Origin of the sequence: Sphingobium sp. CR28 (assembly GCF_052327305.1) — a bacterium.
Lineage (GTDB): Bacteria > Pseudomonadota > Alphaproteobacteria > Sphingomonadales > Sphingomonadaceae > Sphingobium.
In genome coordinates this window covers 2,815,897-2,842,085 of record NZ_CP182486.1, presented here as the reverse complement: position 1 = coordinate 2,842,085, position 26,189 = coordinate 2,815,897, and the positions used below count along the sequence as shown (strand labels likewise).

Here is a 26,189-nt window from a genome sequence, read left to right as displayed (position 1 = left end):
CACGACAATGGCAAGCACCATCTCCTTCGAAATCGACAGCGACGGCATCGCGCTTCTCACCATCGACGTGCCGGGCCAGTCCATGAACGTTATCGGCCCGGATTTCCTTGCGGATCTTGACGCGGCAATCGGCCGGATTGCGGGTGAAGAGACCATCAAAGGCGCAGTGATCGCATCTGGCAAGGCCAGCGGCTTTATGGCGGGCATGGACCTCAAGCAGATGTCCTCCATGCTCGCGCCGACTGGCGACAAGCCAACGATGAGCGCCATCTTCGACAAGGTATTTGTGCTCAACGCCCTGCTGCGCAAGCTGGAGACCTGCGGCAAACCCATTGCGGTCGCCATTGAAGGCACATGCATGGGCGGCGGGCTGGAGCTCGCACTTGCCTGCCATCACCGCGTGCTGACCAGCGACTCCAAGGTGCAGATCGGCCTGCCCGAGATTCTCGTCGGGCTTTTCCCCGGCGGCGGCGGATCGCAGCGCCTGCCCCGGCTCATCGGCATGCAGACCGCGCTCATGTACATGCTGCAGGGCAAGAGCTTCCGCCCGCCCGAGGCGCTTGCGCTCAAGGTGGTGGATGAGCTGGCCGAACCGGGCAGGACGGTGGAAGCAGCAAAAGCGTGGGTAAAGGCCAACCCGTCGGCAAGCACTCAGCCGTGGGACGTGAAAGGCTTCAAAGTGCCCGGGGGCGCCGGGCAGTTCAATCCCGGCTTCATCCAGACGATGGCAGGCGCGACCGTGCTCACCACCAAGCAGACCCAGCGCAACATTCATGCGCCCCATGCGCTGCTCTCGGCCGTCTACGAGGGCATCCAGCTCCCCATGGACAAGGCGATCCGCGTAGAGAGCAAATATTTCGCGAAGATCATCGCCGATCCGCAGGCGGGCAACATGGTCCGCACGCTCTTCGTGTCAAAACAGGCGGCCGAGCGTGGCGCACGGCGCCCCGCTGGCGTGGAGAAGCAACCGACGAAGAAGCTCGCCATGCTGGGCGCGGGCATGATGGGCGCGGGCATCGCCACCGTCGCCGCGCAGGCCGGTATCGAAGTGATGCTGCTCGATCGCGATCAGGCAGCCGCCGACAAGGGCAAGGCCCACGCCGAAGAGGTTCTGAAAAAGCGGCTCGGCAAGGGCATGACGCCGGAGAAAATGGCGCAAACGCTGGCGCGCATCACCCCGGTAACGGACGTAGCGGCGCTTGCCGGTTGCGACTTCGTGATCGAAGCAGTGTTCGAGGACCGCGCGGTGAAGGCCGAGATGACGAAAAAGGTCGAGGCGGTGCTGGGGTCTGACGTGATCTTCGGTTCCAATACCTCCACTCTACCAATCACGGGTTTGGCCGAAGCATGGAGCAAGCCCGAGAACTTCATTGGCGTGCACTTCTTCTCGCCGGTCGAGAAAATGCCGCTGGTGGAGATCATCCTGGGCAAGCAGACCGGCGACGCGGCCATTGCCAAGGCGCTCGACTTCGTGGCGCAGATCAAGAAGACCCCGATCGTCGTCAATGACAGTCGTGGTTTCTACACCTCGCGCTGCTTCGGCACTTATGTGCAGGAGGGCACGATTCTGCTGGCAGAAGGCGTGGTGCCCGCGCTCATCGAGAATGTCGGCAAACAGCTCGGTATGCCTGTCGGTCCGCTGGCAGTGTCGGACGAAGTCTCGATCGAGCTGGGCTGGAAAGTGATGAGCGCGGCGCAGAAGGATCTGGGTGATGCCTATGAACCGAGCCGCGCCGACGATGTAGCGGAGCGAATGGTCAATCTGGATCGCCTTGGCCGCAAGAACGGCAAGGGCTATTATGATTACCCGGCCGATGGCGGCAAAAAGGCGCTATGGCCGGGCCTGGCCACTGAGTTTCCCCTGAGCGCCAGTCAGCCCACGCCGGCGCAGGTACGCGAGCGGCTGCTCTATCGCCAGCTCGTCGAGTGCGCGCGCTGCTTTGCAGAGGGCGTACTGGTTACGCCGCAGGATGGCGATCTCGGTGCCATCTTTGGATGGGGCTTTGCGCCCTATACCGGCGGGCCGTTCAGCGCGATGGACACGATAGGGCTGGCGAAGGTCGTGGAGACACTCGACCGCCTGACGGCGGCGCATGGCAGCCGCTTCGCCGCGCCTCAGCAATTGCGCGACATGGCAGCAAGCGGCGGGAGCTATTACATGAGGGAGGCGGCGAAGGCCGCCTGATCCGGCGCTATACGGCAAATAAAAAGGCCGGCCCCCAACGGGACCGGCCTTTCCATATTTGCGATTATTAGAGCGTTCAGCCCTTCTGATCGGCCTTTTCGACGCCCGAGCCATCCAGGTTGCTCGCAACGAAATCCCAGTTCACGCAGCTCTTCAGCAGGGTGTCCGCGTAGTTCGGGCGCGCATTGCGATAGTCGATGTAATAGGCGTGCTCCCACACATCGAGGATGAAGAGCGGCGTCGCGCCATGGGCGACCGGGGTATCGGCGTCGTGATAGCTCGTCACTTCGAGCTTGCCGTCCTTGAGGTTGAGCGCTGCCCAGCCGCTGGCGAAGTGGCCCACGGCCTCTGCCTTCAGCTTCTCGATCAGCGCGTCGGTCGAGCCGAAGCCCTCATTGATGAGATCGGCAAGCTTGCCGGTCGGCTCGGTGGGCTCGGGCGAGAGGCCCAGCCAGTAGAAGCTGTGGTTCCAGATCTGGCCGACCTGATTGAAGAGGCCCCCCTTGGACGTCTTGATCAGCTCGACGAGGCTCTTGCCCTGAAGGCTCTCGTCAGCCGCGACCAGTTCATTCGCCTTCACGACATAGGCATTGTGATGCTTGCCATGATGGAAATCGAAGGTTTCGGCCGAAATCTTGTCGCCAAAGGCGGTCTTAGCATAGGGCAGCTCGGGGAGGATGAAGGCCACGTCGATATTCCTTCCATGAAATGGTCATTGGTCCCGGCAGGGAAACGCACACACACCCGAAACGTTGTTGCGAGACAATCGCAATAAACCCTTCGAAACGCGCGGGAATCCGCCGCTCTTGACGCACCTAGCGCCAATCGATTTCGCAGTGCAATGATTTTACCGACAGGCTTTTTCTATGCCTGGGCAATGCCATGCTTCTTCATGCAGTGGCGCATCTGATCATAAGTGAGACCCAACGCCTTGGCAGTGGCACGCTGATTGTAGCGGTGCCTCTCAAGCGCGCGCGTAATGATAGCACGCTCATGCGCATCGACCGCGCCACGCAGGTCAGCCACGTCGTCCAGTGCCTGAGCGGCCGCTCCTTCGTTCGCTTCCCGAGAAGCGGTCGGAACGGCCGCGCTCGCCCCGGCTGCGCCGTTCGCGCCTTTTGATGGCGCAGACCGTGGACGCCACGGTGATTCGAATGGGTCGAACTGCACGGCATCCACCGCTCGGGTCGGATGATCCCAGCGGTAAATTGCGCGCTCAACGACGTTGCGCAGCTCGCGCACATTTCCAGGCCAGGCATAGGCGACAAGTTCAGCCATGGCGGCGTCGGAGAAACCCGGCCAGGCCGGCCAGCGACATTCGCTCGCCATCCGCCGGCCGAAGAAATCGCAGAGCACCTCCACATCGCCATGACGGCTCCGCAGGGGCGGGAGTGTAATGACCTCGAAACTGAGGCGATCGAGCAGATCCGGGCGGAAGCGCCCCTGTTCCACCGAGTCGGGCAGATGCTCATTGGTCGCAGCGACGATGCGCACATCGACCGTCACCGGCCGGGACGCGCCGATCCGCGTGACCTCTCCATATTCCACGGCGCGCAAGAGCCGCTCCTGCGCCGCCATCGAGAGCGTGCCCAGTTCATCGAGGAAAAGCGTGCCGCCATCGGCTTCCTCGAACCGCCCGGCGCGCGCCTTCGTCGCGCCCGTAAACGCTCCCGCCTCGTGACCGAAGAGCTCAGCCTCGATCAGCGTCTCTGGGAGGGCCGCGCAGTTCATCACGATTAGCGGCCCGTCCCAGCGCGGCGAAAGGCGGTGGATACGCTCTGCAATCAGCTCTTTGCCGGTGCCCCGCTCTCCGATCACCAGCACCGGGCGGATGAGTTCTGCCGCTCGGCCGGCCTGTTCGACTGCATCGAGAAAGGCACTCGATTCACCGACAAAGTGGGAATTTTTCTCCATCCCTAAATGTTGGCGTAAATTCCCATGTCTTCGCAACAGATTTTCGCAAGCAAGGTGCTCTGGCTGCTCAAAACTGGCGGATTTTGGTGCCTTTCGAGATTTGGCACGCCCCCTGCAAAGTGCTGGGCAAGCCGCACCTAAAGCGGAAACGAACGAAGGCCATTTCAGGGAGTATCAAGAGTGACTGGCAACACCCCCCTCAGCAATCAGGCGTTCGCAGCCATCTGCGCCCTGCTCTTCAGCTCCATCATGGTGCTGAGCGCCGTAGGCCCTGCCCAGGCCAGCGCATCCGAGCCGGCCTTTGCCGCCGCGACGACCCATGAGGCTCCCACCCGGCTCGCGGCCTATCTGGCCTGAAGCCGGCAACCCACGCCGGGGCGGGCCACCCCCTCCCCGCCCCGGCGACACGAAGACCAGGAGTGAACTGACAATGAGCATCTTCTCCCGCACCCGCGACATCATCGCCGCCAACGTCACCGACATGCTCGACCGTGCCGAAGACCCGGCCAAGATGATCCGCATGATCATCCTCGAGATGGAAGAGACGCTGGTCGAGGTCCGCGCATCTGCGGCCAGGACCATCGCCGACCAGAAGGAGATGCGCCGCCACATCACCAAGCTGGAAGGCCTCCAGACGAGCTGGACAGAGAAGGCGCAGCTTGCCCTCTCCAAGGACCGCGAGGATCTGGCCAAGGCCGCGCTGGTAGAAAAGCAGAAGGCCGCAGACATGGCAGAACAGCTCAAGGCGCAGATCGGCGTGCTCGACGATGCCCTCCGCGCGTCGGAAGAGGATATCTCCAAGTTGCAGGGCAAGCTGCGCGAGGCTCGCGCCCGGCAGAACAGCCTCGTCACACGCATGGAGAGCGCCCAGACGCGCCTGCGCGTCCGTGAGATGTACGCCGGCGAGAAGGTGCAGGATGCGTTCTCCCGCTTCGACATGCTGGAACGCCGTGTCGATCTGGCCGAGGGTCGCGCCGATGCCATGGGTCTGGGCAGCCAGCCCAAGACGCTGGAAGAGGAAATCGCCGAGCTTCAGTCGAGCGACAAGGTGGAAGCCGAGCTCGCCGCGCTCAAAGCTGCTCAGAACAAGGGGTAAGCCGCCATGGAAGACGTGCTGATACCTATCATCGCGATTACCTCGATCTTCATCGGCCTGCCCTGGCTCATCTTCCACTACGTGACCAAGTGGAAGACCGCCGGGACGCTGACGAACGAGGACGAGACGATGCTCGACTCCATGTATGAGACGGCGCGCCGTCTGGAAGAGCGGCTCGCCACGGTGGAGCGCATCATCGCCGCCGACAATCCCGATTTCCGTCCCTCCGCGCCGTCACGCGATGACGACTACACCTTCGACAGGAGAAACTGAGATGACCGCTCGTCGCACCAAATTCTACCTGAACAAGGCGGAAGGGAAATGGCAGGGCGTCTGCGCCGGGATAGCCGACTACACCGGAATCGATGTGCTCTGGGTCCGCGTGGGTGCGGTCCTCATCACCCTGATGGGCGCCTTCCCTTGGACCCTCATCGCCTATTTCCTCACTGTGTGGATGGCGGACAACAAGCCGGCCGGGCTCTATCTGGACCGCGCGGAGGAGAAATTTTGGCAAGGCGTTCGCTCGAACCCCACCGCCTCCACCCGCGATGTGCGCTCCAAATTCCGGGACATCGACCGGCGTCTGGCAGACATCGAGATGTTCTACACGAGCCGGAACACGCGCCTCGCCGACGAAATCGAAAGCCTGCGCTGAGCCCTGGTCGATTGCCGCCCGTCGTTGATCGAAAGATCAGTGAGACGCCGGAACAAAAGGGAAGGAAAGCATCATGGACGCCGAAAAAATTCAGTTCTTCACCACCCTCGCTCCGCTCGCGGCCATAGTCACCGCACTGGGCGTGGCGGGCTGGGTCATCACGACATGGCTCCGCATTCGCCACGGCTACCCGCTGGAGAATAGCTGGGGCAAGGCGGTCTACCCGCAGAAGAACGAAGAAATGATCGAGCGCATCAAACTGCTCAGCCAGGAAAATGCTCAGCTGCGCGCGGAGGTTGGCTCGATGAAAGACCGCCTCGCCAATGTGGAGCGGATTGTGACGGACGGATCGCTGCGGCTCGGCCAGGAGATCGAGCTGCTCCGCGGCCCGGCAAACTGACGACGTAAAAGGGGATACACACATGAACCCGTTTGAAATGGTTGTCGCCATCGTTGCGATCACCGCCATCGCCAGCGTGGTCCGCGCGAAATATGGAGCCGGATCGAGTTGCGCCAGCAGCAGGGGTCGGCGGACGGGCGCGGCGGATATGCCTCCGGCTGATAACCCAGAGGCGGACCGGCTGCGCGGCGAAGTAAAGGCCCTGAAGGAACGGGTCGCCGTGCTGGAGCGCCTCGCGACCGACAGCTCGACGGCGCTCGATCGCGAATTCGAAAAGCTCAAGCAGCAGGATTGAAGACCATAATCCCGCGCAATTATCAGGAACCCCGGACATGACGATGGAAGATCTCATGCTCAATACCGGCACCGCGATCACGATGCTGGGCTCGATCGCGATCCTAGCGGTAACAGCCCTCAAGGGCTGGAATGGCTGGCTGAGCCTGAAGCGTGCAGAACTGGAGCAGTTCGTCTCCCGCGCTTCCTTGGCGCAGGAAGGCGAGTCTCCCTCTACGGCTACACGCATCGAAGTCGCGGACCTTAAGGAACGGATTCGCAAACTGGAGGCGATCGCGGCCGGCGTCGATCTGTAGCCATCAGCTTTCCCCTCCTCTGGCGCTGCTGGCCGAGCGCGCTATAGGGAACGGCATCATGACCATGCCGACACTTCAGTCCGTGCAGGACGACTATGAGCTGCTTGACGGCGACGAGCGCTACCGCCTTCTCATCGATTTGGGCCGATCGCTTGAGCCCATGCCGGAACCTCTCAAAACCGACGCAACGCTCGTCCGCGGCTGTTCAGCGGCAGTCTGGGTTTACCCCACACGCCTTCCCGATGGTCGCCTGCACTTCCTTGCGGACAGTAACGCGGCGATCACCAAGGGCATCATCGCACTGGTCTTGCTGACGGTGCAGGATCGCACGCCAGAGGAGATTGAGCTGACCGACATCGAAGGCGTTCTGGCGCCTTTTGAACTCAAACGGCAACTCTCCTCCAATCGCACGCAGGGCATTCCCAATATGATTGCGCTGATCCGGGAGACGGCAGCGCGCTACAGGGCGGGCTGAGCCAGCGGATCGCGCGCAAGAAACGGAAACGCCCGCGCTTTCAAAAAAGAAAACGCGCGAAGCTCGTTTGGCTCCGCGCGTTCCGTATCTTTCGGGGCTGTACCCTTGCGGCTTCGCCCGGGCGTCGGTTGCGATCAGGCGGCGTCTTCCGCCTTCCGCTTCTCCGCGAACACACGGACCGGCTCTTTGCGGCCCTCGATCACGTCCTTATCCACCACCACTTCGGTCACGCCCTCCATGGCAGGCAAGTCGAACATGGTATCGAGCAGGATTGCTTCGATGATCGAGCGCAGACCGCGCGCACCAGTCTTCCGCTCGATCGCCTTCTGAGCGATCGCCGTCAGCGCCTCGTCTGTGAAGCTGAGCTCCACATTCTCCATCTCGAAGAGCTTCTTGTACTGCTTGACCAGCGCGTTCTTGGGCTCCGCCAAAATCTGGACGAGCGCCTTGATATCGAGATCTTCCAGCGTTGCGATGACCGGCAGACGGCCTACGAACTCGGGGATCAGGCCGAATTTCAGCAAATCTTCCGGCTCGGTTTGCTTGAGCATTTCGCCCGTCCGACGCTCGTCGGGCGCCGCGACATGCGCGCCAAAGCCGATGGATTTGCCCTCAAGCCGGTCGCCGATAATCTTCTCAAGGCCTGCGAACGCGCCGCCGCAAATGAAAAGAATATTCGTCGTGTCGACCTGCAGGAATTCCTGCTGCGGATGCTTGCGTCCGCCCTGGGGCGGCACGGATGCGGTCGTGCCTTCCATGAGCTTGAGCAGCGCCTGCTGCACGCCTTCGCCCGATACATCGCGGGTGATCGAGGGATTCTCGGCCTTGCGGCTGATCTTGTCGATCTCGTCGATATAGACGATGCCGCGCTGCGCCTTTTCCACATTATAGTCGGACGCCTGGAGCAGCTTGAGGATGATGTTCTCCACATCCTCACCGACATAACCAGCCTCGGTCAGCGTCGTCGCATCCGCCATGGTGAACGGCACGTCGAACGTCTTGGCGAGCGTCTGGGCAAGCAAGGTCTTGCCGCAACCCGTGGGGCCGATCAGCAGAATGTTCGACTTGGCAAGTTCGACCTCGCCTGTCCGGGCACCATGATCAAGCCGCTTGTAGTGGTTGTGAACCGCGACCGAAAGCACGCGCTTGGCGCGCTCCTGTCCGATCACATAATCACTGAGCACATCGCAAATGGCTTGCGGCGTCGGCACGCCACCGTCCCGGCGCGCGCCAAGGCCACCCTTCGTCTCTTCGCGGATGATGTCGTTGCACAGTTCGACACATTCGTCACAGATGAAAACGGTAGGCCCCGCAATCAGCTTCCTCACTTCGTGCTGCGACTTGCCGCAGAACGAGCAGTAGAGGGTGCTTTTCGAGTCCGATCCAGTGAGCTTGGTCATTCAATGCCTTCCTTGGACGCATCCGTTCGACGAATCCGTCATAACGCCCAACATGTAGTTCTAACTTGGGGTATTACCAGACCACAAGTAGTGAAAGCGTGCTCAGATATGTTGAACAAAGCCTAGCCGACCCTGCGGCCCACACCTAGCGGAGGAAACGCCAAATGACCCGTCGTGGAGGCCATTGGGTGGGGTGCTGCAACAAGGCTGCGACGCCAGTTCGCCAGTGGCTTTTCAACGAGCGCGCGCATTGCCCAAGCATACAGATAAGACAGCGCAAAGCACAACAATCCCACAATTACCGGTGATATAGCGGGCGCAAGATTCTGTATCATCTTGAGGATTGGGACATGAACCAGATAGAGCGTGTAAGATAGCAGCGCTGTAGTCTGAATTCCCCGGTTCGATGCCAGACGAACCAAAGCGCCTTGTGAATTCAGCGCGTAGGAAAACAGGACGAACAAAGCCGCGCCCTGCAGAGAATAGCGAATGGTCTCACGAAACAGGTTATTCCGAATAAGCAGACAGACGACCAATATACCCAGCGCTGCAGCAACATGAATGAGGCGCGGACGCCATGCCTTATCGTCCAGAAGCGGATTGTTCCAGAACGCCAGACAGCCACCGAAAAGGATCGAGTCCATACGCGTATGCGACCAATAGTAGGTGTTTACGATTTCACCATTCACAAAGACTTCGAACATACGCGCGCCAAGTATCAACCCACATGCCACAAAGCAGAGCAATGCCGCCTGCCTTGGCAGCAGGCGTGCCAGCAAAACCACGTACACTGCCGAAAAGAGAATGTAGAAATGCTCTTCCACATCTAATGACCATAACGGCATAGGAAGGCCTGACTCCTGAGGCCAGGGCCAGTGATAGTTGGTCAGAAACAGAGCGTCCCTCGTAGCGCCCCAGAAGCTCCATCCCCCGCCAATTAACCCGGCTTGGAGCAAGACAATCGCAAATCCCATTGTCAAAAACATTGGGGGAATGATGCGGATCGTGCGCTTTATATAAAAATCCCGCAATGAAACGCGGCCCGTAGTCGCATGTTCTACGCGCATTAATGAAATAATCAGGAAGCCGCTGAGGAAAAAGAAAATCGTTACGCCGAAACCGCCGGGAACGAGCTTCTCTAACCCTAAGTGCGATACCATCACAATGAGAATGGCGGCCGCGCGGAAGAGATCCAGCACTGGTTGATGACGCACTGACAAACTCCAGGGGCCAACCAAAACTCAACGAATAACAGAAGCGCGGCCCACCGCAATGAACGATGAGCCGCGCGTCATTTCAGAATGAGTAAAAGTGAGACAGGTCTTAAATCAGGCCTCGCCAGACCCTTCTGCCGGCACGGGGCGCCGCTCGAACACCGCGTCGACCAGGCCAAACGCCTTGGCCTCGTCCGCTTCCAGGAAGGTGTCGCGGTCCATTGCCCGCTCTACTGCCTCCAGCGTCTGGCCCGTATATTTCACATACAAGTCGTTCAGACGCCGGCGAATCCGCAGGATTTCCTTGGCCTGAATCTCGATATCGGACGCCATGCCCTGCGCGCCGCCCGAAGGCTGGTGCACCATGATGCGCGCATTCGAGAGCGCGACTCGCATACCCGGCTCACCCGCCGCCAGCAGGAAGCTGCCCATCGACGCTGCCTGACCGATACACACGGTTCCGACCTTGGGACGGATATATTGCATAGTGTCGTGAATCGCCATGCCGGCCGTCACCACGCCGCCGGGCGAATTGATATACATGTAGATGTCCTTCTTCGGGTTCTCCGACTCGAGGAAGAGCAACTGGGCGACGATGAGGGAGGCCATGTGATCCTCGACCTGCCCGGTGACGAAGATGATCCGCTCGCGCAGCAGCCGCGAGAAAATGTCGAAGCTCCGCTCGCCGCGGTTCGACTGCTCGATAACGATGGGAACGAGAGCGCCGAGGGGATCGCTGAGAATGTCGGTCATGGAGATCTTTCGTAGGAGTGTCTTGCCCGGCACCCTACATCGGCATTCGGTTCGCCCCGCGCAAGGGGATTAACCCCGCCGGGGCGCCGGATGGGCGAGATACGCGAGCCGCTTCATTTCCTGGCGGCCACGCGTGACGGTATCGAGGATGAGCCCGCACATGACATTGAGCGCGCCCAATATTCCGAGGCCAACCGTCGCGATGAAGGTAGGGAAGCGCGGCACGAGGCCCGTGCGAAGATAAGTCTCCACCACGGGAATCCCGAGGATCAGGCCCAGAAGTACACAGACCGCCCCGATCGCACCAAAGAACCAGAGAGGGCGCTCCAGCCGGTAAAGCTTGAGCATCATGTTGAGGATGCGCCAGCCGTCACGATAGGTAGACAACTTGGATTGAGAACCTTCGGGACGTGCCGCATAGGCCGTAACGACCTCTCCCACTGGCATGCGCAATTCCAGCGCATGGACCGAAATCTCTGTCTCGATCTCGAAACCGGCGGACAGCACGGGGAAGCTTTTCACGAAACGCCGCGAGAACACCCGATAGCCGGACAGAATATCGGTAAAACTACGGCCGAAGAGCTGTCGTAAAAGGCCCGTCAGCATTTGGTTGCCCAAGCGGTGCCCGCGACGATATGCTGCTTCCATCTCGGACCGGCGCGCGCCCACGACCATGTCTAGATTGTCGGCGATCATCATGCCGATCATCGCAGGCGCCGCCGCTGCCTCATAGGTCGCGTCGCCATCGGCCATCACGTAGATGTCAGCATCTATGTCCGCGAACATGCGGCGAACCACATGTCCCTTGCCCTGCTGACGCACGGGCCAGACGCTGGCCCCGGCAGACGTCGCGACCGCGACGCTGTCATCCGAAGAGTTGTTATCGAAGACATGAACGCTGGCGCTGGGCAGCGCGGCGCGAAAATCCGCAACGGTCTGACCGATCGCGACCGATTCATTATAGCAGGGCAGAATGACAGCGACGCGCAGACCAACCGGCCAGTCCGGCTGGTCGGGTCTGCGCGCCTGCGTCATCGTTCTGCGTCAGTCGGCGAGGATCAGGCCTCGGCCTTCTTCTTAGCCGGAGCTTTCTTCGGCTTGGCGTCGCCTTCGGCTACCGGTGCGTCCGCGTCGGCCTTGGCCTTCTTCGGTGCAGCCTTCTTGGACTTGGCGTCCTCAGCGAGTGCCTCTGCTTCTGCGGCAGGCTCTTCTGCCTTCACCTTCTTGGCGGCCGGCTTCTTCGCCTTGGCGCTGTGATCGTGACCATGGTCATGGCCGCAGTCGGGACCGTGGACGTGAACATCCGTGTCCTCGCTCTCGATCGCCGCTTCCAGATCGGCGCGAGCGACGACGCGATCAGTGATCTCCGCCTTCTCGAAGAGGAAGTCGACAACCTTGTCCTCATAGAGCGGTGCGCGAAGCTGAGCGGCAGCCATCGGCTCGTTGCGGATATACTCCACGAAACGCTCGCGATCCTGCGGCGAATATTGCATCGCGGCCTGTGTGACGAGGCGGTTCATCTCCTGCTGCGTCACCTCGACGCCATTTGCCTGACCGATTTCCGAGAGCAGGAGGCCAAGGCGAACGCGGCGCTCCGCGATCTTGCGATAATCGTCCCGATCCTTCTCGATCTCGGCGCGGGCAGCCTCGGCATCTTCCTCATGGCTCGCCTCATGCTCCAGCTGAGCCCAGATCTGCTGGAACTCGGCATCGACCATGCTCGGCGGCACGTCGAAGTCATGAGAGGCCGCGAGCTGATCGAGCAGCTTGCGCTTCATATAGGTGCGGGTGAGGCCATTATGCTCCTGCTCCACCTGGCCCTTCACCAGATCGCGCAGCTGCTGGAGGCTCTCCAGGCCCAGCGACTTGGCGAACTCATCGTCCGGCCCGCCCTCGCTGGGCACCTTGACCGCCGTAATGGACAGATCGAAGGTCGCGGCCTTGCCGGCGAGATTGGTCGCCTGATATTCTTCAGGGAAGGTGACGTTGATCGTCTTCTCTTCGCCCACCTTCACGCCAACAAGCTGGTCCTCGAAACCGGGGATGAGATTGCCCGAGCCGATCACCACGGCCATATCCGTGCCGGTGCCGCCCTCGAAAGCCACGCCATCCACCTTGCCCACGAAGTCCATGACGACCTGGTCGCCTTCCTTCGCTTTGTGGCCTGCCTTTGCTTCGCTGAAGCGCTGATTCTGGCTGGCGATGCGATTGACGCCCTCGTCCACGGCCTCGTCGGTCACTTCAACGGTCAGACGCTCAAGCTTCAGACCTTCGATTGACGGTGCCGTGATCTGTGGCAGCACTTCCATCGCCACCTTGATCTCGGCGTCCTTGCCTTCCTCATAATCCTCGGTCAGCTCGACCGACGGCTGCATGGCGGGGCGCAGCGCGTTGTCGGCCACGATCTTGTCGATGCCGGCGCGGATTGACTTGTCGAGCGCCTCGCGAGCGAGCGCGGGACCGTGCATCTTGCGAACGAGGTTCGAGGGCACTTTGCCGGGGCGGAAGCCGGGCATACGAATCTGCGGCGCGATGGTTTTCACTTCCTCGTCGACGCGGGCGTGGATGTCCTTGGCAGTGACAGTCAGGGTGTAGGCGCGCTTGAGGCCCTCGTTCAACGTCTCGACAATCTGCATGGTTCTACTCAACGCTTTCCAAAAAGCTGTGAAATACCGTGGGCGGACCGAACGGTCAGGCGCGCGGCAGATGCGAACGAGAAACCCCGAATCCCGCATCTCGCGTTACCGAAATTCCGGCCCGCAACCCGGAGCGGTGAACGAGATTTTGCGCCATGTTATCAGAAACTTCGCGCAAATCCTCGATCCCAAGCCCCCGGAGATGGCTAGGCCGCATCCCGGTCACCCAATCTCAAGTCGAGGGCACATAGTGCAGGAGGCCGCGAATGACCAGCCTTGAATTGCGACCGATGGCCGGGCCACTCCCACCGGGGGACGAATTGCTTGGCATCCCGACACCGGCCTCCTATAGGCCCCTCACACGCGGCTATGGCGAAATTGGTAGACGCGACGGTTTTAGGTACCGTTGGGCAACCGTGGGGGTTCGAGTCCCTCTAGCCGCACCATTCTCTTTGCGAGCATGACCTGATCAGAAGGAAGCGATCCCGGTGATCGCACGCCCGAGGATCAGGGCGTGGATATCATGCGTGCCTTCATAGGTGTTCACAGTCTCAAGGTTCACGAGATGGCGCATCACTTGATACTCGCCTGAAATCCCGTTTCCGCCGTGCATGTCCCGGCTCATCCGCGCAATATCCAGCGCCTTGCCGACATTATTGCGTTTGACGATCGACACCATCTCGGGCGCAAAGCGGCCCTCGTCCATCAGGCGGCCGACCCGCAGGCTCGCCTGCAGGCCCAGCGCGATCTCGGTCTGCATGTCCGCCAGCTTCTTCTGGAAAAGCTGAGTAGCGGCAAGCGGCCGGCCGAACTGCGCGCGATCGAGCCCATATTGCCGGGCGGCGTGCATGCAGAATTCCGCAGCGCCCAGAGCGCCCCAGCTGATACCATAGCGGGCGCGGTTGAGGCATCCAAACGGGCCCTTGAGCCCCTCCACTTCCGGAAGCAACGCATCCTCGGACACCTCGACGCCGTCCATCATCACCATACCAGTGATGGATGCGCGCAAACTAAGCTTGTCCTCGATCTTCGGAGCACTAAGCCCGGCGGTGCCTTTCTCGATCACAAAGCCGCGAATGCGCCCTTCATGCGCGTCCGACTTTGCCCAGATCACGAAAACGTCCGCGATCGGCGCATTGCTGATCCAGGTTTTCGAGCCCGAAATCCGATAGCCGCCGTCAATCTTCTGTGCCCTCGTCCGCATCCCTCCCGGATCGGACCCGGCATCCGGCTCGGTGAGTCCGAAGCACCCGATCCACTCGCCGGTGGCCAGCTTCGGCAGATAGCGCCGCTTTTGGGATTCCGAGCCATATGCGTGGATGGGGTACATGACGAGGCTCGACTGAACGCTCATCATCGAGCGGTAGCCTGAGTCGATGCGCTCCACCTCGCGCGCAATCAGCCCATAGGCGACATAGGACGCTTCCGCGCCACCATATTCGGCGGGAATGGTCGGCCCCAGCAGGCCGAGCGCGCCCATCTCCCGAAAGATCTCCGGGTCAGTCGCTTCGTCCCGATAAGCAGCCACAATGCGCGGCGCCAGCTTGTCCGCAGCGTAGCTCGCAGCCGTATCGCGGATCATGCGCTCATCGTCAGAGAGTTGCGCGTCGAGGAGGAAGGGATCAGCCCACTCAAATGACATGGACGGAGTCATCCGCTCTTCCTCGATCTTTCGCAAGCCCCGCCGCGAGATGGCGAAGGAACCATTCAAGTGAGGGGCGGGTTAGTTCAGCGAGAGGACAATCACATGGCCAGTAATCCCGAGATTCCGCCGCCCGATACCATCGAGCCCCAGTCACCGCCGGAGTTGCCCCCCGTAGAGACACCGCTTGAAGAACCCGGCGAGACCCCACCAGGCTTCATGCCTCCCGAGCCCGGGTATGACGATCCGGACAGGGGTGTGCCCGAACTACCCCCTCCTCCGGACTAAAGCCGCCGCCTTATCGATTGACGGCAATCCAGATTGATTTGAGGACGTGGCATGCGTCGCTTTCATCTCGCGGTCATGTTTGCGCTCGTCATGCCGGCGCAGGCATGGGCGCAGGATTCAGCGGGGCAAAAACTTAGAGAGCCATGCTTTGATAGCCCCGGCCTCGGTATTCCGGCCTGCACCCTGGACCCCGGTCATGTCGCGGTCGAGGTTGAGGCAGTCGATTGGACCCGCGAGAGCGATCGAGCAATGCGGACAGACACGCTGCTGGCAGGGGCCACCCTCGTTCGCATCGGGCTGGATGCGCGGACGGAAGCGCAGATCGGTTGGTCGCCCTTAGGTTATGTACGCGAAACGGACCGACTGAACGGGCAGCATGAGCGGTCTACGGGCACGGGCGATGTGACCCTCGCCCTGCGGCATAATCTACGCAATCCAGATGGATTGGGTCTCGCCATTGCGTTGATGCCTGTCGCCACGCTGCCGACCGGTAGCCACGCGATCGGCGCAGGCGACTGGGGCGCGGGCCTTATCGTGCCAGTCACCTACGATCTTGGCGGCGTCACGCTGGAGTTGACGCCCGAGATCGACGCTGCTGTCGATGAAGATGGCGTCGGGCGGCACCTGGGCTTCGGCAGCGTGGCCGGCCTTGCTTTCGACGTGAGCGATGCAGTCTCGGTCAACACCGAGCTTTTCGTCTACAACGATCGCGATCCGACAGGCACCACCACTAAGACCATCACTGGTCTCTCAGCCCTTTGGCAGCCTGATGACGCTCTCCAGTTCGATGCCGGGGTCAATATCGGCCTCAACCATGCCAGCCCCGATTGCCAGCTTTACGTGGGGATCGCCCGGCGCTTTTGAGCACCGAGCGCACGCCCTCAGGCCAGCGCCTTCTTCAGCAGCTCGTTAACGACCTGCGGATTGGCCTTGCCCTGCATCGCTTTCATCGTTTGACCGACGAAGAAGCCAAACAGTGCTTCCTTGCCGCTTTTATACTGAGCGACCTTGTCAGCATTGTCGGCTAGAATTTTCGCGATCGCGGTGTCGATGGCACCCGTGTCGGAGGTCTGCTTGAGGCCCTTCTCCTCGACGATCGCCGCCGCGCCCTGGCCGGTCTCCAACATGATCTCGAAGACCTGCTTGGCAATGCTGCCCGAAATGGTGCCGTCCGCCACAAGGGCAAGCAGCTCGGCAGCCTGCGCAGGTGACACAGGACTGTCCGTGACATCCCGACCGAGGCGGTTGAGCGCGCCGAACAGCTCCGACGACACCCAGTTGGACGCCTGAACCGGCTTGACGCCCGCCTCGAGCAGGGCGTCGAACCAGCGCGCGGTGTCCACATCGGCAGTCAGCACTGCTGCGTTGTAGGGGGTGATACCCGCAGCCTCATAGCGCGCGCGCTTGGCGCCCGGCAGTTCGGGCAAAGAGGCGCGGCACGCCTCCAGAAACGCGTCGTCCAGTTCGAGCGGAAGGAGGTCCGGATCGGGGAAGTAGCGATAGTCATGCGCGTCCTCTTTCGAGCGCATCGAACGAGTCGTGTTCTTGTCGGGATCATAGAGACGGGTTTCCTGCACGACCGAGCCGCCACTTTCGACCAGTGCGACCTGACGCTTCGCCTCCTGCTCCACGACCCCCATGACGAAGCGAACCGAGTTCACGTTCTTGGTTTCGGTTCTGGTGCCAAAGGGCTCACCGGGCTTGCGCACCGAGACGTTCACGTCGGCGCGCATCGAGCCCTGATCCATATTGCCGTCGCACGAGCCAACATAGCGCAGGATCGAGCGCAGCTTGCTGAGATATGCGCCCGCTTCCGCAGGAGAGCGCATATCGGGCTTGGAGACAATCTCCATCAGTGCGACGCCCGACCGGTTGAGATCGACATAGGAACGGGTCGGATGCTGGTCGTGCATGAGCTTGCCGGCATCCTGCTCGACATGGATACGCTCGATGCCGATGGTCTTGGCCTCGGGGATGCCTGCCTTTTCGTCCGCTTCGATTTCAAGCGAACCTTCACCCACAAGGGGATGATAAAGCTGAGAAATCTGATAACCCTGCGGGAGGTCGGCGTAGAAGTAATTCTTGCGGTCGAAGCGCGACCATTTGTTGATCTTCGCGTCGATCGCCATGCCGGTGCGCACAGCCTGACGGATGCATTCGCGGTTCGGCACAGGGAGCATACCGGGCATGGCGGCGTCCACCAGGCTCACCTGTGTGTTGGGCTCTGCACCGAAGGCCGTCGCCGCGCCGGAGAAGAGCTTGGCTTCGCTGGTCACCTGCGCGTGGACCTCCAGGCCGATCACGACCTCCCACTCACCCGTTGCACCCTGAATGCGATATGCGGTTTCGCTCATTATTTCATTTCCGTTCGGGCTGAGCCTGTCGAAGCCCTGCCCTTCTTGAGAAAAGTACGGCCCTTCGACGATGCTCAGGGCGAACGGACTTCAAATTACCACCATTGCTCCGGCCGCGCTGTGAAGCCCGCGCGCTCCTCAATGGCGAGGCCGGCGTTGAGCACGCTCTGCTCATCCAGCGCCCTGCCGATCAGTTGGAGACCCAGCGGAAGGCCCGCCGCATCCAGCCCGCCCGGAACCGACATGGCCGGCAGACCAGCGAGCGAGGCCGGCACGGTGAACACATCATTCAAATACATTGCCAGCGGATCGGCCTGCTTCTCGCCCAGCGCAAAGGCCGCGCTCGGCGCGGTCGGCGTCAGCAGCAGATCGCATGTCTCGAACGCCTGCGCGAAATCGCGCGCGATGAGTGCCCGCACCTTCTGCGCCTGCGTGTAATAAGCGTCGTAGAAGCCTGCCGAGAGCACATAGGTGCCGATCATGATGCGGCGCTTGACCTCCGGGCCGAAGCCGGCAGCGCGTGTCGCTGCATACATGTCCTGCAGGTTCGCGCCATCGGGCAGATCGCGCAGGCCATAGCGCACGCCGTCATAGCGAGCGAGGTTGGACGAAGCCTCGGCAGGCGCAATGATATAATAGGTCGGCAGCGCATACTGAGTGTGCGGCAGAGAGACCTCGACCATCTCCGCACCCGCATCCTTCAGCCAGTCTATGCCCTTGTCCCAAAGCGCGGCGATCTCGGCATTGAGACCATCCGGGCGATACTCCTTCGGAATACCGACCTTCTTGCCCCTGAGATCGCTGGAAAGACCCGCCTCCCAGTTCGGAACCGGCAGATCGAGCGACGTCGCATCCTTGGGGTCGAACCCGCTCATCGCTTCGAGCAGGATGGCGTTGTCGCGCACTGTCCGCGCCATTGGCCCCGCCTGATCGAGCGAGGAAGCGAACGCCACGATGCCCCAGCGCGAGCACCGGCCGTAAGTGGGCTTGATGCCGGAAATGCCCGTGAAGGCCGCAGGCTGGCGGATCGATCCGCCTGTGTCCGTGCCGGTCGCCGCAGGGCAGAGGCGCGCGCTGATCGCAGCGGAGGAACCACCCGAGGAGCCGCCCGGTGCCAGCGCCGCATTGTCACCGCCGCCCCGCTTCCATGGACTGATGACGTTGCCGAAATAGCTTGTCTCGTTGGACGAGCCCATTGCGAACTGATCGAGATTGAGCTTGCCGAGCATGCCTGCGCCCGCGTCCCACAGCTTCTGCGAAACGGTGGACTCGTATGTCGGCACGAAGCCTTCCAGCATATGGCTCGCGGCGGTGGACTGGACGCCTGCCGTGCAGAACAGATCCTTCATGCCGATTGGCACGCCCGAAAGCGGCTTGAGATCGCCTGAGGCGCGGGCCTTGTCGGCAGCGTCGGCCGCTTGCAGCGCCTTTTCCGGCGTCTCGACGATGAAGGCATTGAGCGCCTTGGCAGCGGCGACATTCGCGTTGAAGCCCTCGGCCACTTCGCGCGCGGAAAAGTCTCCCGCACGGAAGCCGTCGCGAATTTCCGCGACCGTGAGATTAGTGAGTTCGGTCATTATTCGATCACCTTCGGCACGGTGAAGAAGCCGTGCTCGGCCTGCGGCGCATTGGCCAAAACCTTCTCGCGGACATTCCCGTCCGTCACCGCGTCGTCGCGCAGGCGCAGATGATTGGGGATGACGGCCGTCATCGGCTCGACGCCGGTTACGTCCACCTCGCCAAGCTGTTCCACCCAGCCAAGAATATTATTGAGTTCAGGCACCAGCGCTTCCGCCTCATCGTCGGTGACGGCGATGCGGGCGAGACTGGCGATCTTTTTGACAGTGTTCAGGTCCACGCTCATGCGCGGGGCGCTAGCACCCGCACCGGCGCGCTTCAAGCAGGCAAGGCGTGGATGACCACATGATTTGGCAAATCCGCCCGTCCGGCATATGGCGAGGCCACAGACCAACCTTCCACCGAAAAGCGACAGGGCGTGGCACGCAAGTTTCTTTACATCATTGCCACGTGCATAGTGATCGCCGTGATTGGCATGATCGCTTTCTCCTTTTTCGGCCAACGGCTGATCGAGAGCGCCATGATCCCGCGAGCCGCGTTCAGCGCGCCGACGCCACTGCCGCCAAGCGCCTATGACAAGGCGGACGCGTGGTTCTCACGTCCGGACGGACGCAAGGGCGACCCGTCGCTCTGGTCACCGCAGCCGGATAGTGCAGCCAAGCCAGCTGTCACCGCTCCCGTCTTCTTCGTGCCCTCCACCAGCGCTTTCGACACGACGCGGTGGAACGCGCCGATCGACGACGCCAATGCGCGCATCTATGGCGAACGACTGCTGCGCATTCAGGCAAGCGCGCTCGCCAGCGCCGGCCCGGTCTGGGCGCCGCGCTACCGACAGGCCGTGTTCGGCGCGTTCCTGACCAATCAACCGGAGGCGAAGAAGGCGCTCGATGTCGCTTATGGCGATGTGAAAGCGGCCTTTGGTGCGTTTTTACGCGCCAACCCCTCCGGCCCCATCGTCCTTGCCGGGCATAGTCAGGGCTCGCTTCACCTCATGCGCCTGATCGCGGAAGAGGTCACAGGTCGCCCGGTCGCGACCCGTTTGGCGGCTGCCTATCTGGTGGGATGGCCTGTTTCGATCGAAGCGGATCTCCCTGCCCTCGCACTGCTTGGCTGCACCGCCCCGGATCAGGCCGGTTGCATCCTCTCGTGGCAGAGCTTCGCATCACCGGCGGATACCGCCTCGGTTATCAAATTGTTCGATCGCGATCCGGGCCTTACCGGCAAGCCCCGCAAAGGCACGCACATGCTTTGCACAAACCCGCTTACAGGCGCTTCCGCGCGCGGCGGTGCGTTGGTCGGCGATGGCATCGAGGGCAAAACCGAGCTGGACGCGACCATACGCCCCAACGCGACCTGCGATGCAAAGGGTTTCCTCATGATGGACTCAGCGCCGGAGATTGGCTCGGCCGTCCTGCCCGGCAACAACTATCATGTTTATGACTATGCCCTGTTTTGGCCGCAGGTGCGGGCAGACGTCAGGCGGAGAGTGGATGCATGGGCAGCGAAACGCTGATCACCCTCGATCGAGCGGCGTTTCGTGACGCTTTGCCGGATGGCGGCCGGCTAATGGGGCTGGACGTGGGTAGCGTCACAATCGGCCTCGCGCTGTGCGATGCCGGCTGGAGCATTGCCAGCCCTGCCCACACACACAAGCGGGGCAAGTTTGCCGCGGACAAGAGCGTGCTCGCTGATTTCGTGGCGAAGCAGTCCGTTCGCGGGCTCGTTGTCGGGCTTCCGCTCAACATGGACGGCAGCGAGAGCCCACGCAGCCAGGCCAGTCGCGCCTTCGCGCGCAACATCGCGGTGCTCGGCCTCCCGATTTTGCTGTGGGACGAGCGCTGGTCCACCGCCGCAGCGGAGCGGGCGATGATCGCGCAGGACATGAGCCGGGCAAAGCGCGCCGAGCGGATCGACGCGCATGCCGCCGCCCTCATACTGCAAGGTGCCATCGACGGGCTGACGGGCGGGTCATTCGCCTTCTGAACATCCTCCCTTGAGCTTCCCTCCTGCCTCCCTTAATGCCGGTTTTCATGGCGCCATCACCTAGCCCTTCGTCCACCGGTCTCGTCGGCCGGGACAATTTCCCGCACCGTCACCTTCTTGGAATCGCCAATCTCGCTCCGCATGAGATCCGCTTCCTGCTCGACGAAGCAGAGCAATGGGTGACGCTCAACCGCGCCGACAGCCGCAAGCATGACGACAGGCTTGCCGGTCTGACGCAGATGAACGCCTTTTTCGAGAACTCCACCCGAACGCTCCTCTCTTTCGAGGTGGCGGGCAAGCGACTGGGCGCAGACGTGGTCAACATGCATGCCGCACAGTCCAGCGTGAAAAAGGGCGAGACGCTGATCGACACGGCGATGACGCTCAATGCCATGCGCGCCGACGTGATAGTCATCCGACATATGAGTTCGGGCGCGGTGCAGCTCATTGCGGACAAGGTGGACTGCCCGGTCCTCAATGCCGGGGACGGTCGCCACGAACATCCCACACAGGCGCTGCTCGACGCGCTGACTATTCGTCGTCGTCTGGGCGGACTGGAGGGCGTGATCGTCACGATCTGCGGCGACGTGCTGCACAGCCGCGTCGCCCGATCGAACATGCTTTGCCTCACCGCGCTGGGCGCCAATGTCCGCGTCTGCGCACCACCCACGCTGATGCCCGCAGAAGCGGAGCGATACAGAGTGACCCCGTTCCATGATTTCGATGCAGCGCTCGAAGGCGCGGACGTGGTCATGATGCTGCGCGTGCAGAATGAGCGCATGGACGGCGCCTTCATTCCTTCGGCGCGCGAGTTCCACTTGCTTTACGGCCTCACTCCGGAACGGCTGAAACGCGCGAAGCCGGACGCAATCGTGATGCATCCCGGCCCGATGAACCGGGGCGTGGAGATCACCAGCACTGTGGCGGATATGCCTGACCGCTCGACGATCACCGAACAAGTGGAGATGGGCGTGGCGGTGCGCATGGCCTGCCTGGATGTGCTCACCCGTGAGCGCAGAGGAGTTGCGGGATGGGCCTGATCGCCATCACTGGTCGCATCTGCGATCCGTCGACTGACGCGCTTGCCGACGGCGCTGTGCTCATCGAGAATGATCGCATCCTCGCCGCCGGGGCTGACCTCACTCTTCCCGAGACTGCGGAGCGGATCGACGCGGCGGGCTTGATTGTCGCGCCCGGCATCGTCGACCTGGGCGTGTTCCGGACGGACAAGCCCGCCTTCCATTTTGGCGGCATCACGCGCGTCGGCCTTATGCCCGATCAGTCGCCCGTTTTGGACGATCCGGGGCTCGTCCAGCATGCCGCACGCGCGGGGAAGCCGGATTTCTGGGTCCACCCTCTTGGCGCCGCGACAAAGGCGCTGGCCGGCATCGAACTCGGCGAAATGGCAATGATGCGCGCCGCAGGCGCGCGCGCAATCGCGACCGGGCGACACTGGATTGCGGACTCGGCGGTCATGCTGCGTGTTCTCCAATATGCCGCAGCGCTCAACCTAACGGTCATTTCCCACGCCGAGGACGGTGGACTGGTTGCGCAGGCTGTGGCGACCGAAGGGGAAACATCCTCACGCCTTGGCCTCCCAGCTGCTCCGGCCTGTGCGGAAGCAATCGCCATCGCGCGGGACATCGCGCTGTTGCGGGTCTCGGGCGGTCGCCTGCATTTCCGGCTGGTCACGACCAGAGCAGGCTTCGACCTCATCCGCGCCGCCAAGGCCGAAGGCTTATCAGTCACGTGCGGAGTCAGTCCCGCCTATCTCTTCCTCGCGGATAATGCAGTCAGCGACTTCCGAACTTTCGCGCGCCTTTCCCCTCCGCTCCGGGGCGATACGGATCGGCGCGCGGCGCTCGACGCGGTGTCGGATGGCACAGTGGATGTGCTTTGCTCCAGCCACGACCCGCGCGGACCGGAAGACAAGCGCCTGCCTTTCGTCGATGCCGCACCCGGCATGGCCGGAGCCGAGACACTGCTGCCCCTCGCCCTCAATCTGGTGCGTGACGGCCTTATCAACGAAACACGCATGATGGCGCTACTCGCGGCAAATCCAGCGAAAATCCTTGGCCTGAATGCAGGCACCGTCGAAAAGGGCGCCCCGGCCGATCTGATCTTTATCGATCCCGATACGCCCTGGGTGGTGGATTCGCGCAAAATGGCCGCAGCGGCGGGCAACACCCCATTTGACCGGCTGCCGGTGCAGGGCCGAGCGCGCCGGATGATGAAGGGCGGAGTCTTCCGCTAACGCGAGGCAACCTGCCTGCGGGCGGCGCGCGAAGCGGATCTCGGGGCGGTCGAGGCCCGAGCCATTGCTCCAGCGCCCGCGCGTCGATCGGTACGGACAAAGCAGCTTTGTCCTCGCGCCTGCATCGCCGTGCAGAGCGATACCGCATCGGCACGCGCCTCAAAGCCTCCCAAGGCGACGCGATAGAATGTCCGCCCCTGTAGCCAGACCCTGCTGTTCACGACGCTATATCCCGCAAGGCTCTTATGGGCTTCACGAAGGCGCTGCCATTTCTCCGCAGCGACCTCGCTGCTGTTGTAGGCGCCCAGCTGCACGACCCAGTCGCTCGCGCGCAGCGCGGAGGCCGGTTTCGGAAGTTTGCCTACCACGCTTCCCGCAACCTTGCGCGCAAACGCCACTTTCAGGGCCTCACGCATCGGTTCGCTTTGCGCGCGAACCAATGGCACGGCGGAAGAAAGCGGCGCGAAGGCGGCAGCAAGTGTCGGGGGTGCGACACCCTTTGGCGCCTGGGTTGGTTCAGTTGCCTTAGCCTCAGGAAGGGCTACGGGCGGAACAGGCGGGGCGAGCGTGACGCGTGGATGCTCAACAACTGCTGCCAGCTGAACCACCGGTACCGGAGGAGTGGTCTTTGCTTCGACATGCGCTCTCGCCTCCTGAACGATATCGCCAGCAGGCGCCTGATATAGCGGAGCCAAAGGCTCGGCCCGCAACGCCAGACGTTCGGGGAGGCCAGCATCGTCAAATCGCGGCGGCACGCCGATCAACGCGGCGACACGCAGCGGCTCCGCGCCTTCGCGCGCCACCTGCGACCATTGGAGGAGGCGCTGCTGGAGAGCAGCTCGATCCATATCCTGCGCGCCCACGAGTTGGGCCTGCGTCCAGTCACCGGAAAGCGCGAAGGCATAAGCGAGGTTCTGCCGGGTCCGCGCCGTGGCATCATCCATTTTCACAGCTTCGAGAAGGGCGCGCACGCCCTCTCGCGGATCTCCGGCGATGGCCATGGCGAGCCCATAGTCACCAGCAGGCAAGTTCTCGATATTTTCGGAAAGCAATGCGCGGGCGCCTGCATCGTCGCCGACACCCGCCTTGACCAGTGCAAGACTGATGATCGTTCGGACGTCGCGATTGCCGAGCGTCATCGCATCGGAGAAGGCTGTACGCGCGGCCAGATAACGCCCGTTGGCAAGATAGGCCCGGCCAAGCAACGCACGATAGCCGGCGTCTCGCGGCGCGGCGGCGACAAGCCGCTCGGCTGCCTGCAACGCGCGCGGAAAATCCTTCGAGGCCAGAGCTTTCTCGACGTGTGCGACGGTTACGCGCGCCTGCAAGCCGGCAACTCCCGGCCGCCGATCAAGACTTGCTCCGGAACATCCCGCCGTGGAGAAAGCGGCAAGCAGCGCTGATACCAGCAAGGTGCTCCGGGCGCGGCCCTTCATGGACAAGGTTCCGCTCATTTATCTCGCCTCGCCGGCTCTGCAGCATTCGGATCGGTCTGCTCTTGCTCGGCAATGAGCCGATCGAGCACGCCTACAAGAAACTGCTGAGCGGACATGTGGCCCTGCGCGCTCAGGCGTCGCAGTTGGATGTGACGTTCGGTGTCGAGGCGTAGGGTAAACGCAACCTTGCGAGTCTGCGTAGCGGCTTCGGGCTGTTCCGCAATCGGAGCCGTCGCGGGCTCAGGCTGGGATGTGCCCTCACCGTTCATGCGCTGAGCAATCATCTCGATCTGCTGCGCTACCGGCGACGGGCCTCTCGCGCCTGACATGAGGGTCGTCCGCGCTATAGGCGCTAGGTCCGTTAGCGCGCGGGCCTCACCTGGATCGCTGGCACCCGGATCATCCAGACTGGGATTCACGCTCACAAAACTGCCCAGAACCTGCCGCCGCATTATGGGCTGTGTTCCGTCGCGGCGCGTGAGCAGAGCGGCGCTGAGAGATGCGGCCGGCCGCGGCTCCGTCGTGCGCGCCATTATATCACGCCCCGGCGGCCAAAGCCCGCTGTCTGCCGGGGAAGCTGTCCCGCCGTCGGCACGGAAAAGACCGTCCGGCGAAAATTCCGCTCCAGCCGATCGGACACATAGGTCCACAGCTGTTCGATTTCGGCAGCGGAGCGCCCGTTTGGCGTAAGATCCATGACGGTGCGGCCGTCGATCATCGACACTGCAAAATCCGTCCGGTGATGCACCGTGACCGGGGCAACGGTTCCATGCTGGGAAAGCGCGATCGAGGCTTCCAAAGTGATGCGCGCCTTGGGCGTGGCGGCATTCACCACAAAGAGCAGTGGCTTGCCGGCCCGTTCGCACAAGTCGACGGTCGCGCCGACCGCACGAAGGTCGTGCGGGCTCGGTCGGGTTGGGATCACGATGAGTTCAGCGACAGCGATGACGCTCTGTATGGCCATTGTGATTGCTGGCGGTGTGTCGATGACCGCGAGCTTGAAGCCCTGCTCCCGAAGCGCCTCAAGATCAGTCGCGAGACGCGCCACGGTCGTCTGCGCAAAAGCGGGATAATCATCCGTTCGCTCGTTCCACCAGTCGGAGAGCGATCCCTGCGGGTCGATGTCGATCAGAACCACTGGCCCTGCACCGGCGCGTTGCGCCTGGACCGCCAGGTGGCCGGACAAGGTCGTCTTGCCTGATCCGCCTTTCTGAGAGGCGAGTGCGAGAATGCGCAAAGCTGTAACCCCCAGGGAAAAATCGTTCCGCTTCCGTGCAGAGTCTCACATACGCGACTAAAAATTGGTTAAGTGGCCATTGGCTGGCCTGAGGCGATG

The 26,189-nt window shown here is 62.2% G+C and carries 29 protein-coding genes and 1 tRNA gene; 16 read left to right on the top strand and 14 right to left on the bottom strand.

What is annotated here, in order from left to right; all coding sequences use genetic code 11:
- Positions 1 to 7 precede the first annotated feature (7 nt).
- Positions 8 to 2,185 (top strand): 3-hydroxyacyl-CoA dehydrogenase NAD-binding domain-containing protein, encoded by a 2,178-nt coding sequence (locus tag ACNAOH_RS13765; protein WP_443970719.1) that lies wholly within the window; start codon positions 8 to 10, stop codon positions 2,183 to 2,185.
- 76 nt (positions 2,186 to 2,261) lie between these two features.
- Here the strand turns inward: ACNAOH_RS13765 and ACNAOH_RS13760 are convergent, their stop codons facing one another.
- Both ACNAOH_RS13760 and pspF read right to left on the bottom strand, forming a co-directional pair.
- Positions 2,262 to 2,873, bottom strand: a complete 612-nt coding sequence (locus tag ACNAOH_RS13760) for a superoxide dismutase (protein WP_443970718.1) — start codon at positions 2,871 to 2,873, stop codon at positions 2,262 to 2,264.
- A 176-nt stretch (positions 2,874 to 3,049) separates the two neighbouring features.
- Positions 3,050 to 4,099 carry a phage shock protein operon transcriptional activator gene (gene pspF, locus ACNAOH_RS13755; RefSeq protein ID WP_443970717.1) on the bottom strand — a complete coding sequence of 350 codons (1,050 nt, stop codon included), beginning with the start codon at positions 4,097 to 4,099 and terminating at the stop codon, positions 3,050 to 3,052.
- Between the two features lie 180 nt (positions 4,100 to 4,279).
- On the opposite strand from pspF, the gene ACNAOH_RS13750 reads away from it, so the two are divergent.
- From ACNAOH_RS13750 to ACNAOH_RS13715, 8 genes are all read left to right on the top strand, one after another.
- Entirely contained in the window at positions 4,280 to 4,456 is a 177-nt protein-coding gene (locus ACNAOH_RS13750; protein ID WP_443970716.1) for a hypothetical protein, read from the top strand.
- Between the two features lie 73 nt (positions 4,457 to 4,529).
- Positions 4,530 to 5,195, top strand: a complete 666-nt coding sequence (gene pspA / locus ACNAOH_RS13745) for a phage shock protein PspA (RefSeq protein ID WP_443970715.1) — start codon at positions 4,530 to 4,532, stop codon at positions 5,193 to 5,195.
- A 6-nt stretch (positions 5,196 to 5,201) separates the two neighbouring features.
- Positions 5,202 to 5,468: an envelope stress response membrane protein PspB gene (gene pspB, locus ACNAOH_RS13740; protein ID WP_443970714.1), complete on the top strand. Its 267-nt coding sequence runs from the start codon at positions 5,202 to 5,204 to the stop codon at positions 5,466 to 5,468.
- Between the two features lies 1 nt (position 5,469).
- The gene (gene pspC, locus ACNAOH_RS13735) at positions 5,470 to 5,850 is read left to right on the top strand and encodes an envelope stress response membrane protein PspC (protein WP_443970713.1); all 381 of its coding nucleotides are present in this window, start codon (positions 5,470 to 5,472) and stop codon (positions 5,848 to 5,850) included.
- A 73-nt stretch (positions 5,851 to 5,923) separates the two neighbouring features.
- Positions 5,924 to 6,250 carry a hypothetical protein gene (locus ACNAOH_RS13730; protein WP_443970712.1) on the top strand — a complete coding sequence of 109 codons (327 nt, stop codon included), beginning with the start codon at positions 5,924 to 5,926 and terminating at the stop codon, positions 6,248 to 6,250.
- A gap of 22 nt (positions 6,251 to 6,272) precedes the next feature.
- A complete protein-coding gene (locus ACNAOH_RS13725) occupies positions 6,273 to 6,545 on the top strand; it encodes a hypothetical protein (protein WP_443970711.1) in 273 nt (90 codons plus the stop codon).
- A 43-nt stretch (positions 6,546 to 6,588) separates the two neighbouring features.
- On the top strand, positions 6,589 to 6,840 hold the full coding sequence (locus ACNAOH_RS13720) for a hypothetical protein (protein ID WP_443972150.1): 252 nt from the start codon (positions 6,589 to 6,591) through the stop codon (positions 6,838 to 6,840).
- Between the two features lie 58 nt (positions 6,841 to 6,898).
- On the top strand, positions 6,899 to 7,315 hold the full coding sequence (locus ACNAOH_RS13715) for a SufE family protein (protein ID WP_443970710.1): 417 nt from the start codon (positions 6,899 to 6,901) through the stop codon (positions 7,313 to 7,315).
- 134 nt (positions 7,316 to 7,449) lie between these two features.
- Here the strand turns inward: ACNAOH_RS13715 and clpX are convergent, their stop codons facing one another.
- The 5 genes from clpX to tig form a co-directional block, all read right to left on the bottom strand.
- Complete coding sequence (gene clpX, locus ACNAOH_RS13710; RefSeq protein WP_443970709.1) at positions 7,450 to 8,715, bottom strand: ATP-dependent Clp protease ATP-binding subunit ClpX; 1,266 nt, start codon at positions 8,713 to 8,715, stop codon at positions 7,450 to 7,452.
- A 122-nt stretch (positions 8,716 to 8,837) separates the two neighbouring features.
- Positions 8,838 to 9,929 (bottom strand): acyltransferase family protein, encoded by a 1,092-nt coding sequence (locus ACNAOH_RS13705; RefSeq protein ID WP_443970708.1) that lies wholly within the window; start codon positions 9,927 to 9,929, stop codon positions 8,838 to 8,840.
- 114 nt (positions 9,930 to 10,043) lie between these two features.
- Positions 10,044 to 10,682 (bottom strand): ATP-dependent Clp endopeptidase proteolytic subunit ClpP, encoded by a 639-nt coding sequence (gene clpP, locus ACNAOH_RS13700; protein ID WP_443970707.1) that lies wholly within the window; start codon positions 10,680 to 10,682, stop codon positions 10,044 to 10,046.
- A 69-nt stretch (positions 10,683 to 10,751) separates the two neighbouring features.
- A complete protein-coding gene (locus ACNAOH_RS13695; protein WP_443970706.1) occupies positions 10,752 to 11,717 on the bottom strand; it encodes a glycosyltransferase family 2 protein in 966 nt (321 codons plus the stop codon).
- A gap of 23 nt (positions 11,718 to 11,740) precedes the next feature.
- The gene (tig, locus tag ACNAOH_RS13690; RefSeq protein ID WP_443970705.1) at positions 11,741 to 13,318 is read right to left on the bottom strand and encodes a trigger factor; all 1,578 of its coding nucleotides are present in this window, start codon (positions 13,316 to 13,318) and stop codon (positions 11,741 to 11,743) included.
- A gap of 363 nt (positions 13,319 to 13,681) precedes the next feature.
- Between tig and ACNAOH_RS13685 the strand changes: the two genes are divergently transcribed.
- A tRNA-Leu gene (locus ACNAOH_RS13685) sits at positions 13,682 to 13,764 on the top strand.
- A gap of 23 nt (positions 13,765 to 13,787) precedes the next feature.
- Here ACNAOH_RS13685 and ACNAOH_RS13680 read toward each other — a convergent pair.
- Positions 13,788 to 14,960, bottom strand: a complete 1,173-nt coding sequence (locus tag ACNAOH_RS13680; RefSeq protein WP_443970704.1) for an acyl-CoA dehydrogenase — start codon at positions 14,958 to 14,960, stop codon at positions 13,788 to 13,790.
- A 105-nt stretch (positions 14,961 to 15,065) separates the two neighbouring features.
- Here ACNAOH_RS13680 and ACNAOH_RS13675 point away from each other — a divergent pair, with 105 nt between their 5' ends.
- Both ACNAOH_RS13675 and ACNAOH_RS13670 read left to right on the top strand, forming a co-directional pair.
- The gene (locus tag ACNAOH_RS13675; protein WP_443970703.1) at positions 15,066 to 15,248 is read left to right on the top strand and encodes a hypothetical protein; all 183 of its coding nucleotides are present in this window, start codon (positions 15,066 to 15,068) and stop codon (positions 15,246 to 15,248) included.
- A 51-nt stretch (positions 15,249 to 15,299) separates the two neighbouring features.
- Complete coding sequence (locus tag ACNAOH_RS13670; RefSeq protein WP_443970702.1) at positions 15,300 to 16,112, top strand: transporter; 813 nt, start codon at positions 15,300 to 15,302, stop codon at positions 16,110 to 16,112.
- Positions 16,113 to 16,129: 17 nt separating this feature from the next.
- Here the strand turns inward: ACNAOH_RS13670 and gatB are convergent, their stop codons facing one another.
- The 3 genes from gatB to gatC all read right to left on the bottom strand — a co-directional run bounded on the left by gatB (position 16,130) and on the right by gatC (position 19,466).
- Positions 16,130 to 17,602: an Asp-tRNA(Asn)/Glu-tRNA(Gln) amidotransferase subunit GatB gene (gene gatB / locus ACNAOH_RS13665; protein ID WP_443970701.1), complete on the bottom strand. Its 1,473-nt coding sequence runs from the start codon at positions 17,600 to 17,602 to the stop codon at positions 16,130 to 16,132.
- A 95-nt stretch (positions 17,603 to 17,697) separates the two neighbouring features.
- Complete coding sequence (gene gatA / locus ACNAOH_RS13660) at positions 17,698 to 19,179, bottom strand: Asp-tRNA(Asn)/Glu-tRNA(Gln) amidotransferase subunit GatA (RefSeq protein ID WP_443970700.1); 1,482 nt, start codon at positions 19,177 to 19,179, stop codon at positions 17,698 to 17,700.
- Entirely contained in the window at positions 19,179 to 19,466 is a 288-nt protein-coding gene (gene gatC, locus ACNAOH_RS13655; protein ID WP_443970699.1) for an Asp-tRNA(Asn)/Glu-tRNA(Gln) amidotransferase subunit GatC, read from the bottom strand. The genes gatA and gatC overlap by 1 nt, the downstream gene beginning before the upstream one ends.
- Before the next feature lie 132 nt (positions 19,467 to 19,598).
- Between gatC and ACNAOH_RS13650 the strand changes: the two genes are divergently transcribed.
- Genes ACNAOH_RS13650 through ACNAOH_RS13635 form a run of 4 tightly spaced genes read left to right on the top strand, consistent with a single transcriptional unit; the run spans position 19,599 to position 23,417 of the window.
- The gene (locus ACNAOH_RS13650; RefSeq protein ID WP_443970698.1) at positions 19,599 to 20,693 is read left to right on the top strand and encodes a DUF3089 domain-containing protein; all 1,095 of its coding nucleotides are present in this window, start codon (positions 19,599 to 19,601) and stop codon (positions 20,691 to 20,693) included.
- On the top strand, positions 20,675 to 21,163 hold the full coding sequence (gene ruvX, locus ACNAOH_RS13645) for a Holliday junction resolvase RuvX (protein ID WP_443970697.1): 489 nt from the start codon (positions 20,675 to 20,677) through the stop codon (positions 21,161 to 21,163). Before ACNAOH_RS13650 ends, ruvX begins: the two co-directional genes overlap by 19 nt.
- Before the next feature lie 47 nt (positions 21,164 to 21,210).
- Complete coding sequence (locus ACNAOH_RS13640) at positions 21,211 to 22,203, top strand: aspartate carbamoyltransferase catalytic subunit (RefSeq protein ID WP_443970696.1); 993 nt, start codon at positions 21,211 to 21,213, stop codon at positions 22,201 to 22,203.
- Positions 22,194 to 23,417, top strand: coding sequence for a dihydroorotase (locus ACNAOH_RS13635; RefSeq protein ID WP_443970695.1), 1,224 nt, complete (start codon positions 22,194 to 22,196; stop codon positions 23,415 to 23,417). Before ACNAOH_RS13640 ends, ACNAOH_RS13635 begins: the two co-directional genes overlap by 10 nt.
- Here the strand turns inward: ACNAOH_RS13635 and ACNAOH_RS13630 are convergent.
- The 3 genes from ACNAOH_RS13630 to ACNAOH_RS13620 are packed head-to-tail and all read right to left on the bottom strand — an operon-like array spanning position 23,414 to position 26,090.
- Entirely contained in the window at positions 23,414 to 24,871 is a 1,458-nt protein-coding gene (locus tag ACNAOH_RS13630; RefSeq protein ID WP_443970694.1) for an SPOR domain-containing protein, read from the bottom strand. The two genes, ACNAOH_RS13635 and ACNAOH_RS13630, sit on opposite strands and share 4 nt — an antisense overlap.
- A complete protein-coding gene (locus ACNAOH_RS13625) occupies positions 24,868 to 25,386 on the bottom strand; it encodes a hypothetical protein (protein WP_443970693.1) in 519 nt (172 codons plus the stop codon). The genes ACNAOH_RS13630 and ACNAOH_RS13625 overlap by 4 nt, the downstream gene beginning before the upstream one ends.
- Complete coding sequence (locus ACNAOH_RS13620; protein ID WP_443970692.1) at positions 25,386 to 26,090, bottom strand: AAA family ATPase; 705 nt, start codon at positions 26,088 to 26,090, stop codon at positions 25,386 to 25,388. Before ACNAOH_RS13620 ends, ACNAOH_RS13625 begins: the two co-directional genes overlap by 1 nt.
- Positions 26,091 to 26,189 lie beyond the last annotated feature (99 nt).